At 59.2% G+C, this 12,908-nt stretch carries 12 protein-coding genes and 1 other RNA gene; 3 read left to right on the forward strand and 10 right to left on the reverse strand.

Features of this window, described 5'->3' with window-relative positions; translation table 11 throughout:
* Positions 1-12: 12 nt before the first annotated feature.
* The 10 genes from mraY to rsmI all read right to left on the reverse strand — a co-directional run bounded on the left by mraY (position 13) and on the right by rsmI (position 9,949).
* Entirely contained in the window at positions 13-1,095 is a 1,083-nt protein-coding gene (mraY, locus tag D4A39_RS13385) for a phospho-N-acetylmuramoyl-pentapeptide-transferase (protein WP_022984985.1), read from the reverse strand.
* Complete coding sequence (locus tag D4A39_RS13390; RefSeq protein WP_052017492.1) at positions 1,095-2,450, reverse strand: UDP-N-acetylmuramoyl-tripeptide--D-alanyl-D-alanine ligase; 1,356 nt, start codon at positions 2,448-2,450, stop codon at positions 1,095-1,097. The genes mraY and D4A39_RS13390 overlap by 1 nt, the downstream gene beginning before the upstream one ends.
* Complete coding sequence (locus tag D4A39_RS13395; RefSeq protein WP_022984983.1) at positions 2,450-3,931, reverse strand: UDP-N-acetylmuramoyl-L-alanyl-D-glutamate--2,6-diaminopimelate ligase; 1,482 nt, start codon at positions 3,929-3,931, stop codon at positions 2,450-2,452. Before D4A39_RS13395 ends, D4A39_RS13390 begins: the two co-directional genes overlap by 1 nt.
* Positions 3,928-5,649, reverse strand: coding sequence for a peptidoglycan D,D-transpeptidase FtsI family protein (locus tag D4A39_RS13400; protein ID WP_022984982.1), 1,722 nt, complete (start codon positions 5,647-5,649; stop codon positions 3,928-3,930). The genes D4A39_RS13395 and D4A39_RS13400 overlap by 4 nt, the downstream gene beginning before the upstream one ends.
* The gene (gene ftsL / locus D4A39_RS13405; RefSeq protein WP_022984981.1) at positions 5,646-5,912 is read right to left on the reverse strand and encodes a cell division protein FtsL; all 267 of its coding nucleotides are present in this window, start codon (positions 5,910-5,912) and stop codon (positions 5,646-5,648) included. The genes D4A39_RS13400 and ftsL overlap by 4 nt, the downstream gene beginning before the upstream one ends.
* Positions 5,909-6,847: a 16S rRNA (cytosine(1402)-N(4))-methyltransferase RsmH gene (gene rsmH, locus D4A39_RS13410; RefSeq protein WP_022984980.1), complete on the reverse strand. Its 939-nt coding sequence runs from the start codon at positions 6,845-6,847 to the stop codon at positions 5,909-5,911. The genes ftsL and rsmH overlap by 4 nt, the downstream gene beginning before the upstream one ends.
* Positions 6,847-7,287 carry a division/cell wall cluster transcriptional repressor MraZ gene (gene mraZ, locus D4A39_RS13415; RefSeq protein WP_022984979.1) on the reverse strand — a complete coding sequence of 147 codons (441 nt, stop codon included), beginning with the start codon at positions 7,285-7,287 and terminating at the stop codon, positions 6,847-6,849. Before mraZ ends, rsmH begins: the two co-directional genes overlap by 1 nt.
* Positions 7,288-7,684: 397 nt before the next feature.
* Positions 7,685-8,491, reverse strand: a complete 807-nt coding sequence (locus D4A39_RS13420; RefSeq protein WP_022984978.1) for an oxygen-binding di-iron domain-containing protein — start codon at positions 8,489-8,491, stop codon at positions 7,685-7,687.
* Between the two features lie 134 nt (positions 8,492-8,625).
* Positions 8,626-9,001: RNase P RNA component class A (gene rnpB / locus D4A39_RS13425), an RNA gene on the reverse strand.
* 117 nt (positions 9,002-9,118) lie between these two features.
* A complete protein-coding gene (gene rsmI, locus D4A39_RS13430) occupies positions 9,119-9,949 on the reverse strand; it encodes a 16S rRNA (cytidine(1402)-2'-O)-methyltransferase (RefSeq protein WP_022984977.1) in 831 nt (276 codons plus the stop codon).
* A 90-nt stretch (positions 9,950-10,039) separates the two neighbouring features.
* Between rsmI and D4A39_RS13435 the strand changes: the two genes are divergently transcribed.
* From D4A39_RS13435 to D4A39_RS13445, 3 genes are read left to right on the forward strand one after another with little or no spacing between them, the layout of a single operon-like run.
* Positions 10,040-11,926: a penicillin-binding protein activator gene (locus D4A39_RS13435; protein ID WP_119918364.1), complete on the forward strand. Its 1,887-nt coding sequence runs from the start codon at positions 10,040-10,042 to the stop codon at positions 11,924-11,926.
* Positions 11,907-12,284 carry a YraN family protein gene (locus tag D4A39_RS13440; protein WP_022984975.1) on the forward strand — a complete coding sequence of 126 codons (378 nt, stop codon included), beginning with the start codon at positions 11,907-11,909 and terminating at the stop codon, positions 12,282-12,284. Before D4A39_RS13435 ends, D4A39_RS13440 begins: the two co-directional genes overlap by 20 nt.
* 33 nt (positions 12,285-12,317) lie before the next feature.
* On the forward strand, positions 12,318-12,905 hold the full coding sequence (locus D4A39_RS13445; RefSeq protein ID WP_022984974.1) for a phosphoheptose isomerase: 588 nt from the start codon (positions 12,318-12,320) through the stop codon (positions 12,903-12,905).
* Positions 12,906-12,908 lie beyond the last annotated feature (3 nt).

Genomic DNA, 12,908 nt, shown 5'->3' on the forward strand with positions numbered 1-12,908 from the left:
TAACTCAAGCCCCTATCGGATCTTCAGGGTCGCCAGACCCACCAGTACAAGAATCACGGTGATGATCCAGAACCGCACAATAATCTTCGGCTCCGGCCACCCTTTCAGTTCAAAGTGGTGATGAATCGGCGCCATACGGAAAATCCGCCGGCCGGTAAGCTTGAACGAGCCCACCTGCAACATCACCGAGACCGTCTCCATCACAAACACACCGCCCATGATGAAGAGCACAATTTCCTGGCGGACGATCACCGCCATCACACCCAGCACGGCACCCAGTGCCAATGCCCCCACATCGCCCATGAACACCTGAGCGGGGTAGGCGTTGAACCACAGAAAACCCAGCCCGGCCCCACACAGTGCCGCAGAGATAATCACCAGCTCACCGGCACCGGCGACGTAGGGGATCTGCAGGTAGGTGGCAAATTCGGTATGCCCACCGGCATAGGCAAAGATGCCCAACGCACCACCCACCAGCACGGTAGGCATGATGGCCAGCCCATCCAGCCCGTCGGTAAGGTTCACCGCGTTGCTGGTGCCGTTGATCACAAAGTAAGTCAGCACGATGTAGAACCAGCCCATGTTGATGGCCACGTTCTTGAAGAACGGCACAATCAGCTGGGTTTCCACCGGGCTTTGGGCCGTAAAGAACAGCGCAAACGCCGCCCCCAGCGAACCCACTGATAACCACAGATACTTCCACCGGGCGGGCAGACCGCGCGGGTTCTTTTCCACCACCTTGCGCCAGTCATCTACCCAACCCACGGCACCAAAAATGAACAGCACCCCAAGGGTGATCCACACAAAGCGGTTGCTCAGATCCGCCCACAGCAACGTGGAAATGACAATGGCCACCAGAATCAGCGCACCACCCATGGTCGGGGTGCCGGCCTTACTCAAGTGGCTCTTGGGACCATCCTCACGAATTGCCTGCCCGACCTGCTTTTCACGCAGCTTGCGGATCATGATCGGGCCTACCCAGAAGGCGATGAACAACGCCGTCAGCACGCTCAGGATGCCGCGCAGGGTGATGTACTGAACCACCAGAAAACCGTTATGGAACTGCGCCAGGTATTCAGCCAGCCAGAGCAACATCAGTGCGTCCCCTTTGTTTGTGTATGAGGGCCAGCGCCCAGTGTCAGTTGTTGCACCACCGCTTCCATGCCGGCCGTGCGCGAACCTTTCACCAACACGGTGCCGCCGTCTTGCAGCACCGGGGCACTCCAGTCCACCGCCTGTTGATGCTCATCGGCAATCAATGCCTGATCGCCAAATTCACTGGCCGCCGCTTGCGCGCCGCGCATGACGACCAGTCTGTCCAATCCTTTTTCACGGGCATACGCCCCCAACTCTGCGACCAGAGTGTCGGCCTGCGGCCCCAGCTCGCCCATGGCACCCAGCACCAGCATCCGTGGCGCCGGTTGACTGGCCAGCCAGTCGATTGCCGCACGCACCGAACCGGGATTGGCGTTGTAGGTATCGTCAACCAACACGCCCTGCGCTACCGGGTGCAGGTTCATACGCCCTGGCACCGGTTTGAGCGTAGCCAGCCGCGGCAGCACTTCGGCCAGCTCAACACCCAGCGCACGAACCGCTGCACATGCCATCAGGGCATTGTTGACCTGGTGGGCCCCCGGCAGTGGCACAGTGACCGTTTCACCCAGCGGCTGCAGGACAAATTCAGCCCGGTCCTGATGCAGAACAATTTGTTCGGCATACAGGTCTGCCGCCCCACGGGTGCTAATGCGAATCACATTGAGCCCGGCCTTGATGGCTTCGCCCGCAAAAAACTCGGCGAAGGAATCATCGTTGTTGATGATGGCCCGACCACCCGGCACACAGCCGCCAAAAATTTCCGCCTTGGCATTGGCAATGCCCTGCATGGAGCCAAATCCTTCCAGATGGGCACCGGTCACATTGGTCACCAGCACCACCTTCGGTTTGGTCAGTTGACTGGTCCAGGCGATTTCCCCCGGAGCATTGGCTCCCAGCTCAATCACTGCATAACGGTGCTCGGCCCGCAGCCGTAACAGGGTCAACGGCACACCAATGTCATTATTAAAGTTGCCCGCGGTGGCCAGAGTGTCGCTACCCAGCATGGCAGCGGCCATTTCCTTGACCGTGGTTTTCCCGGCATTGCCGGTCACCGCCAGACGCTCGGCGGTAAATTGATCGGCATAACCGCTGGCAAGCCGACCCAGCCCCTGACGGGTATCAGCGACCTGCACCGCAGAAGCAAAGACCTCCTGCTCACGATCGACCAGCGCCGCACTGGCACCGTTTGCCTGCGCTTGCGTCAGGAAATCATGGGCATCAAAGCGATCGCCCTTGAGGGCAACGAACAAGCTGCCCGGGGTCATGTTGCGAGTATCCGTGACGACCGCGGGCACGGTCAGGTCTTCACCCTGCAACCGGCCACCTGTCCACTGTGCTACCTGGGAAAGTCGCATCACTGCACACCCCCCGGTTTGCGGTAAGCGGCCAGCGCATCACGGGCCAGCAGGCGATCATCGGAAGGATGTCGCACGCCGTTAATTTCCTGATAATCCTCATGGCCCTTGCCGGCCACCAGAATCACGTCCTGTGCAGAGGCTGCTGACACCACTTGCGCAATGGCCGCTGCCCGGTGGGTATTCTCTTTCACGCTGTCGGGGGCACGCAGTCCTGCGCGCATCTGATCAATGATGGTTTGAGGGTCTTCACTGCGTGGATTGTCGCTGGTAAGCATCACCGCATCGGCCAGGCGCTCCGCCACCGACGCCATTTGCGGACGTTTGCCGCTATCCCGATCGCCACCGCAGCCCACAATGCAATGCAGCTTGCCATCGAAATGGGCGCGGCATGCCTGCAGGGCTTTTTCCAGGCCATCAGGAGTGTGTGCATAATCCACGATGACGGTCGGACCCTCATCGGCGGTCACAGGTTCCATACGTCCTGGCACCGGGGTAATTGCCGACAAGGCCCCGCCCAGTGCGGCAGCCTCGACACCCTGCCCATGCAGGATGCCCGCCACCGCCATCACATTGCTGAGATTGAATGGGCCAAACAGCGGCAGCGCAATCGAGACACTTTCGCCTCCCACCATCAGAGTGGCCTGCATACCGCTGTCGTTATAGGTCACGTCGTCGCAACGCACGGTAGCGCCCTGCTGGGCACCGAAGGTCACGCAGCGAACGCCATCGGCCAGGCAACCCACCAGCGAGCCCGCAGCATGATCATCGCAATTGATCACTGCCAACTTCACCCCGTCACGGGTGAACAGCACCGATTTGGCTGCCAGATAGGCTTCCATGTCGCCGTGGTAATCCAGATGGTCACGGCTGAGATTACTGAACACCGCCGTCATGACCGGAGTGTTGCCAAGCCGCCCCTGGTCCAGAGCATGGGAAGAGACTTCCATGGCCACCGTATCAGCACCCGCGTCACGGGCGCTGGCCAGGGCGGCCTGCAGGGTCACAGGATCCGGGGTGGTGTGACCGGTCTGCTGCTCTTTTCCCTTGAGCCCAACGCCAAGCGTGCCAACCAGGGCGCAACGATGGCCCAGTGCATTCAAGGCATCACGCAGAAACCAGGTGATACTGGTTTTGCCATTGGTGCCGGTCACCCCGGTAATTGACAGCCCTTTGGCCGGCTCACCGTACCAGCGCGCTGCCACATCGCCCACCTTGTCAGCCAGCCCTGGCACCTGCACACAGGGCACCTGCTGCTCGAATGACAACGTAAAGGTATCGCCTTGTGCCAGCACCGCAGCGGCACCGGCGCGAATCGCCTCGGCGATATAACGGCGACCATCGCTGGCCACACCCGGCACGGCAATGAAGGCATCACCGGAACCCACCCGACGGCTGTCGAGTTGCAGCCCGGAAACGACAACGCCTGCCGCATCGGCAGGCAGAGTGTAGTCAGGAAGCAGCTGCTGCAGACTCATCATGAACGGTCCTCCGGATCAGGACCGCCAGCCAGCAGGCCTTCGGGCTTGTCTGGTGGAACATGCAGGGTACGCAGAACCCCACTCATGATGTTGGAGAAAGCAGGCGCCGCCACCAGCCCCCCGTAATAATCTTCACCGCGGGGGTCGTCGATCACTACCACCGTAACAATGCGCGGGTCCGTGGCGGGTGCCAGCCCGGCAAACAAGCCAATGTAATTATCGTCGGCATAACCGCCCGCGACGACCTTGTGCACAGTGCCGGTCTTGCCAGCCACCTGATATCCGGGCACCTGCGCACGACGCGCGGTCCCCACACGGCTTACCACGGTTTCCAGCATCTGCACCAGCTGACGGGCTGTGGTCTTGCCCAGCACCTGTTCGCCCTGGGGAATGCCGTCAACCTTCTTCAGGGTCAGCGGCACTTTCACCCCATCATTTGCCAACACGGCATAAGCCTGGGCCAACTGAACTGCTGACACGCTCAGGCCATAGCCGTAGGACAGCGCCGCGCGCTCCACATCCCGCCACTGACTGCGCAGCGGCAACAAGCCGTCACTTTCTCCGGGAAAGGAGATCCCGGTCGCGCGCCCAAAACCGAAGCGCTCCAGATAATCCGGCAAGGCTTGCTGGTCCATGGCCAACGCCAGCTTGCTGGTACCCACATTGGAGCTCTTGGTCAGCACGGTAGTGATATCGATGACCCCGTAATCCCGATGATCACGAATCGTCTTGGACCCCACGCGCAGGGTACCCGGATGGGTGTTGATCGTAGTGGAAGGCGTCACCATGCCCATTTCCAGGGCGGCGGCTACCGTAAACGGCTTCATGGTTGAACCCGGCTCGAACAAGTCGGTTACCGCCCGATTACGTAGTGCTGCCGTATCCAGGTTGCCACGGTTGTTGGGGTTGTAGGCTGGCTGGTTGACCATGGCGAGCACTTCACCGGTGCGCACATCCACCACCACCGCACTGCCGCCACGGGCCTTGTGTTTTTGCACGGCGCCCAGCAATTCGCGATAGGCCAGGTACTGCAGGCGCAAATCGATACTCAGGGTGATATCTTCACCGGGCTCTGCCGGCTCCAGCACCTCGATATCCTGGATGACACGCCCCAGCAGGTCGCGGACCACCTTCTTGCGGCCACTGTGACCGGACAGGTGGTCATCCATGGCCAACTCCGTCCCTTCCTGGCCTTCGTCATCGATGTTGGTGAACCCCACCACATGACTGCTGACTTCACCGGCAGGATAGTAACGGCGATATTCCGTCAGCGAGTGGATCCCGGGGATATTCAGGTCCAGTACCTGTTTGGCTGCTTCAGGTGCCAAGCCGCGTTCCAGATAAACGAACTCGCGGCTCTCGTGCCGGCGCACTTTGCGGGCGAAGTCCTTCTGGGTGACCACACTGTTACCTGCAAGGCGCGACCACTGCTCCGGGTTCTCCAGCGCCTCCCGGGGGTTGGCCCACAGGGTCACCACCGGAGTACTCACGGCCAACGGGCGCCCGGCGCGATCACGGATCACACCACGGTGCGCCGCCAACGGCTCAACCCGCAGGTTGCGGATGTCACCCTGATGCGCCAGGAAATCATGCTGAACAACTTGCAGGTCGACGGCCCGGGCCAGCAAAAGACAGGCACAGACCATCCAGAACCCCAGCACAAAGCGCCAGCGCATCCGGTGGTTAGGTTGCCGTGTCTTGCGGGCCTGTTTTTTCATGGCCGTATCAACACTCTCTCATCGGTCTTCGGTAACTTCATGCCCAGCTCTTCTCTGGCCAGGCGCTCAACCCGGGCATAGCTGCCCCAGGTGCTGTGCTCCAACAACAACTGACTCCACTGACTCTCAAGACGGGTCTGCTGTTGCTGCAATTTCTGGCTTTCGTCGGTCAGACGGCGCGCTTCGTGGACGCTGTAGCTCACCGCCAACGCGGATACCGCCACCGCCACAACCAGAAAGCGAATAACCCAGGGGGCTGTCACGCCACCTTCTCCGCCACCCGCAATACCGCACTACGCGAGCGAACATTCACTTTCAGCTCGCCCTTGCTGGCGCGCATGGCCTTGCCTACTGGCTCCAACCGCTGGGGCATTTCCTCACCCAACGGCAAACCGCCGCGCCCCCTGGGGGCCCGACCGGAATGATCGCGAATAAACAATTTCACGATCCTGTCTTCCAGAGAATGGAAGCTAATAATGGCGAGACGCCCGCCGATGGCGAGCGTCTCGAGGGACTGTTCGAGCACTTTGTTCAGCGCATCCAGTTCCCCGTTTATATGTATCCTTAATGCCTGAAAGCTGCGTGTCGCCGGATGCTTGCCGGGCTCGCCGCGCCCCAGCACCGACTCAATCAACTCCGCCAGCTGCAAGGTGCGAGTGATAGGCTGCTCGCCGCGCACCTCACAAATACGTCGTGCGATGCGCCGCGATTTGCGCTCTTCACCGTAGCGATACAACACATCGGCAATCGCCTTTTCTTCTGCCCGTGCCAGCCATTGCGCGACACTTTCACCACTGGTGGGATCCATGCGCATATCCAGAGGACCATCGCGCAGGAAACTGAACCCCCGGGCGGCATCATCCAGCTGCGGCGACGACACACCCAGGTCCAACAACAGACCATCAATCGGACGGCCCAACGCTGCCACCGCCTGCGGCAAACAGTCGAAGCGATTGGCGACAATCTGGAAACGGCTGTCTTCAGCCGCCAGCGCGTCACCGACCGCAATGGCCTGGGGATCACGATCGATACCCACCAGCCGCCCCTTCGGGCCCAGCTTGGCCAGCAGCGCGCGGCTGTGCCCACCTCGTCCGAAGGTGCCGTCTACATAAGCTCCATCGCTGCGGCTGAACCACATTTCCAGCACCTCTTCCAGCATCACCGGCTGGTGTTCGTACTGCGTCCCTGTGTCGGTCATCAGAAGGACAGCTCCTGCACACTTTCCGGAAGGGCTTCCGGATCCAGCGTGCTGTCCTCTTCCAACCAGCTTTCCGCTTTCCAGATCTCAAAACGATGCATTTGGCCAATCAGCATGGCCTGCTTTTCCAGGCCGATGGCGGTGCGCAACTCCGGCGGCACCAGCAGGCGGCCATTGCTGTCCATATCAATTTCCACCGCCTGCCCCAGGAAACGTCGCTTGAGCTGGCGCACCTGCGGACTGGAGTCACGCTGGGCTGACAGCTTGCGAGCGGTTTCCATGAATTCGTCTCGTGGGTAGAGCGCCAGACATTCGTCATAGGGATGACGAGTAAGCACAAGCTGGCCGCCGCAGGCTTCGTTCAACGAAGCACGATAGCGGGTCGGCATGGTAAGCCGCCCCTTGGCATCCAGATTGAGTGATGTGCTCCCAGTAAACACTGGCTGTCCTCGGTCTCTTGGTTATGCGGTTCCTTCCCGGGCATCGGCGCTTTCGCCCCACTTCATGACACCCGCCAATCGAAATTTCCCACTTTTTCCCACTTTTCACCACATTGCGACACTCTAGGGCTTCTGCAAACCCCAAGTCAAGCGAGAGACAGACGGCAAACGTAAAAGAATTTCCAGACAAATCAGCCTGTTAGACGAACAAGTCAGCCTTCAATGGCGAAATGGGAAGTGACGAATGGAAGGAGTTTCGAGACGAATCAGAGCGCTGGGGCGCGCAAGTGAGAAAGCACTTTAAGTGTTAGACAAATTAGTTATCACTAACAACGATTTAAATTCCATAAAAGACTAAAGGACCGCCAAGGTAGAGCCCGGCAGGACTCTCGCCCACTCAAACCACCCTCAAATCAAGAGCACTCTCTGCCGGCAAGCGATAGTCATCTTCCGCCAGCAGATCCACTCCGCAATCCAGCTCTGCCAGCCAATCCAGAAATCGACCAACCTGCGCACCCGCAAAATAGCCCCCATGCTGCGGCACAATCTTGGCAGGCCCGAGCTTTCGCACCATGGAAACCCACAGCCGGCAGGCACGATTGCTTGCCATGTAGCGACGATGGAAGCCAGCCATACTGTGGATGTGATCCGAAAAATCGGTTACCTCACCTTCTTCTCCCCCCAGAGAGGCTCCGATATCGCCGGAAAACAGAATTCGACTGATCGGGTCATAAAAGCTGAAATTACCCACTGAATGAAGAAAATGCGCGGGCAGCACCCATAGCTCGCTGTCGCCGAACGGCAGCACCTTGCCTCTGTCTGCAATCCCGAGGATTCGCGACTGCAGCGCTTCGCCCATTTGACCGGTGACATAACTGGACGCCAGATGAGGCAAAAATCGCGACCACAGCCGGCTCACCACCACCTGACACCGGGTATGCATCAACCAGCGGGGAAGCGAGGCGATAATATCCGGGTCCTGATGGGAGGCGAGAATATACTCCAACCCCTCGAGCTTGATCAGTCGGCTCAAGGCGATATTCAACGGGGTGTAAGTCAGATCCCCCCCGGGATCAATAAGCGCAGCACGCTCGTGGCGGCGAATACAAAACTGATTGGCCTGGACCCCCTCCCCCACCACGAGATCGGCAAATCGCAGCACCTCGTGCTCCCCCTCTTTAAACAGGATATCTACCTGAGCCATGCGCCGCTCCTCCGGTCTTTTCGCAAAGAGAGGCACCATAGCAAGGCGCCAACAAAGCGCCCTGACCCAGGTCAAACAGGCGAGAGTCCATAGCAAAGAGCCCGATACGCTTTCACGTATCGGGCTCTTCAAAAAAGGTGGATCGGTCGATAAGCCGGGTTCTGTCGTGGACAGTCATTCATCTGGGGCTGGCGTCGCCACCAGCCTCTAGCAACCTACCCGGATCCAGCGCGGGCCACGCCATAGGATCCCTATTTGGTCTTGCTCCGGGTGGGGTTTACCCTGCCACCACTGTTACCAGCGGCGCGGTGCGCTCTTACCGCACCTTTTCACCCTTACCTGATCACCCAAGGTGGAACAGGCGGTATCTTCTCTGTGGCACTAGCCGTAGCCACACCGTCACCAGTGTGGCCCCCAGGCGTTACCTGGCACCCTGCCCTTCGGAGCCCGGACTTTCCTCCAGCATCCCCTTCCTAGAAAGGCGCTGCCAGCGACTGTCTGACCGATCCGCAAGCGAGTTTAGATGAAGCAGTTGACAGTTGACAGAGGAGAGTTGACAGCGGGAAGAAAAAACATGACCCGACCCCATAAGTCGTTTTTGTTTTTGGAGGTTTTAGCTGTCAATTATCAACTATCAACTGATTGCAGCAGCGCATACACCGCCTGCCGTTTGAGCCCCGTGTGGGCCGCGAGGATCTTGGCGGCGCGGGAGGCCGGGAGTTCGGCAAGCAGCAGCTTGGCCAGCGCCTGGTCCCTGTCACTCCAGCCCGCCGTATCCGCTGCGGGAGAGAGCACCAGCACCAGCTCTCCGCGTTGCTGGTTGCTGTCCTGGCTGACCCATTCGCAAAGTTCGCAAACCGGTCCTCGACGAATCGTCTCGAATTGTTTGGTGAGCTCGCGGCACAGGGTAATTTCACGGTCAGGTTCCACAACGCCAGACAGGGCTTGCAAAAAACTCAATACACGGTGGGGCGCCTCATAGATGATGCTGGTCACCGTGGCGGCCGCCAACCGCTCGATCGCCTGCTGCCGCGGAGCCCCCTTGGAAGGCACAAAGCCTTCAAACACAAAGCGATCTGACGGCTGCCCTGCCGCCGCCAACGCTGCCAACAGCGCAGACGCCCCCGGCACCGGCACCACTGCAATACCCGCGTCCTGGCAAGCACGCACCAGCCGGTAGCCGGGATCACTGACCAGCGGCGTTCCCGCATCACTGATCAACGCACCTTTTTCACCATTTTGCATTCGCTCAACAAGCTCGGCACTGCGCTGACCCTCATTGTGGTCATGACAGCTGATCAGGCGGTTTCGGATACCCAACTGTTCCAGCAAACGCTGGCTATGCCGCGTATCCTCTGCCGCTACCCAATCCACACTTTCCAGCACAGAAATGGCGCGGCGGCTAATATCGTCAAGATGACCGATGGGTGTACTCACCACATAAAGGACAGAGTTCATAATTGTCGCGCTTCCTGGAGCTGGGTCGCTGGTGACCCCGGTACGAAGCGCCTACAATAGCCGCTCCATTCTGGTAATACGACTCTCAATATGATCAGAAAGCCTTTCGTAGCATTGGTTGTTGCTGCAACCCTCGCCGGCTGTAATACCTCTCCGGTAGAGCCTCGACGCCCCGCCGCCGAACTGCCGGCAAAACCGGCGGCCGCCGACATAGCCCCGGCACCGGAATCGCTTTCCGCGGCTCGCACCCAGTTGAGCCTGATGGCTGCTGAGAATCGCATTACCAACACCCTGACATGGGCAGGCGAATACCTGCAACAAGAGCGCGCAGAAGATGCCAAACAACTGCTGGCAGAATTAAACCCGCAAGCACTCAATCAACAGCAACGATTTCAGCTGACACTGCTTCACGGTCGGGCCACCCTGGCCCTTCAAAACCCCCGGGAAACCCTGGCGCTACTGACCCAAGAACAAGACAACATTCTTCAATACCCCGCCGATCAGCAAGCTCAACTGGATCTGCTTCGCGCCGACGCCCTGGCCATGAGCGGCCAGCTTCTCGATAGTCTTCAACAGCGAGTCGCCGCACACCCGCTATTGAGCGACAAGGATCAGGAATACAACCACAACATGATCTGGCAGCTGCTGATGCAGCTACCCGCCACTGACCTGGCCGGCGCCATCGATAAAAGTAGCGGCGACCTGCTTGGCTGGCTGACGCTGGCGCAGCTTTACCGTGATCCCATTGCCGACCTGGATGCGCAAGTCACTCGCCTTAACCAGTGGAGCGCACAGTGGCGCACCCATCCGGCAGTGAACGACGTGCCAGTCATGCTCGAAGCTCTTGAAAAAGCCGCCAGCCAACGCCCCAGCCAGGTTGCCATTCTGCTACCCGCAAGCGGACCACTGGAAACCGTGGGAGCCACGCTGAAACAGGGCATCATGACCGCCTATTACCAGCACAAGCAGGATAACCTGACACCCACCCTGCGCTTTTACGATTCATCCGGCGACGACATTCTTGCTGTCTATCAGCAAGCCATCGCCGAAGGTGCCGATTTTATTCTCGGTCCTTTAGCCAAGGAAAAAGCCGCCACCATCGCAAGCCAGGGCACATTGCCCGTCACCACACTGGCACTGAACTACGTGGACGAAGAACAGCCGCTCCCGGATAACTTTTTCCAATTCGGGTTGGCGCCGGAGGATGAAGCACGGCAGATTGCCCTGCAAGGCTTCCAGCAAGGTGATACCCAGGCCGGAATCCTTTACCCCAAGGGAGATTGGGGCCAGCGTGTTGCCCAGGCATTTGCCGATGAATGGCAGGCACTGGGGGGCACAGTTACCGCCTGGTCTGAATATCAGGAAGGCCCCGCCATTGGTGACACGGTCGAAGAGCTGTTACTCGTGGCACAGAGTGAACAGCGAGGCAAGGCCGTCAGCCGGTTCACCAATCTGAAAGTGGATGAGCGCCCGCGCCGACGCCAGGATCTGGACTTCCTGTTCCTGATTGCCAATCCGGATCAGGGCCGCCAGGTCAAGCCAGCTCTCAATTTTCATTATGCGAAAGATCTGCCGGTGTATGCCACCTCGCTGATTTACAGCGGCATGTCGAATCCCCGTCGCGACCAAGACCTCAACGGTATTCGTTTTGTTGAAATCCCCTGGCTTCTCGGCGATGAAAACAGCGCTTTGCATCAACTCACAGATGAGCAATGGCCAGAAGGCCACGGACGCTACGAACGCCTTTTTGCCATGGGTATCGACGCCTATCGCCTACAGGGTCGCCTCTACCTCCTGAATGCTCTGCCCTCCAGCGAGATGCCTGGCGTCACCGGGCGCTTGCGCATGCAACAACAGCGCATTGTCAGAGAGCTGAACTGGGCGATCTTTTCTCGTGGCGAAGCCCGGGCCTTACCCCAGGTCAGCGCCCCGGCCACCCTCAGCAGCAGACCCGGCAGTGCTACGACTTCGCGGTAATGCCAGTCGCGGCCAACAGGCCGAAAATGCAGCAGCACAGTGGCTGCAACAGCAAGGACTGTTGCTGGTGCAACGTAATTATCGCTGCCGCCAGGGTGAGATCGACCTGATAATGCAGGACAATGACGACTTGGTATTCGTGGAAGTGCGCTGGCGCAAGCATCACACCCATGGCGGCGCCCTTGCCTCGGTGGATCATCACAAGCAGAAACGCTTGATACTGGCCGCCAGACACTTTCTGGGCAGCCACCCCGCACATCATCATCGCGCCTGCCGCTTTGATGTTCTGGGTATGGAACCGGACAATAACGATTCTGTCTGTTATCAATGGATACAAAATGCCTTCTACAGCGAATAAGCTGTAGCGGACAAGACTGTTACGAGGTTGGTTATGAGCGTGGACCGTATCCGGCAATTGTTTGCCGAAAGCATCGAAACCAAAGCCAAGGCCGGCGAAGTCCTGCCAGCGGTTATTGAGGCTGCCGGGCAGGCCATGGTGGAATGCCTGCTGAATGGCGGCAAGATTCTGACTTGTGGCAATGGCGGTTCCGCCGGTGATGCCCAGCATTTTTCCTCCGAGCTGCTAAACCGCTTTGAAATGGAACGGCCCGCACTGCCTGCGGTGGCCCTGACCACTGACTCATCAACGCTGACCTCCATCGCCAACGATTACAGCTACAACGAGATTTTCTCCAAGCAGGTGCGTGCCCTGGGCAATGGCGGCGATATTCTGCTGGCCATCTCAACCAGCGGAAATTCCGCCAATGTGATGCAGGCAATCCAGGCGGCCCACGATCGCGATATGCGAGTGGTGGCCATGACCGGCAAAGAAGGCGGTGAAATGGTGAATCTCTACAGCCCTGACGACATCGAGATTCGCGTGCCCGCCAACTCCACCGCGCGCATTCAGGAAGTGCATCTGCTTGTCATCCATGCCCTTTGCGATCATATCGACCAGCAATTGTTCGGAGGTCAGTAAGCT

It is taken from the genome of Alcanivorax profundi (assembly GCF_003597125.1).
In the GTDB taxonomy this organism is placed as follows: domain Bacteria; phylum Pseudomonadota; class Gammaproteobacteria; order Pseudomonadales; family Alcanivoracaceae; genus Alcanivorax; species Alcanivorax profundi.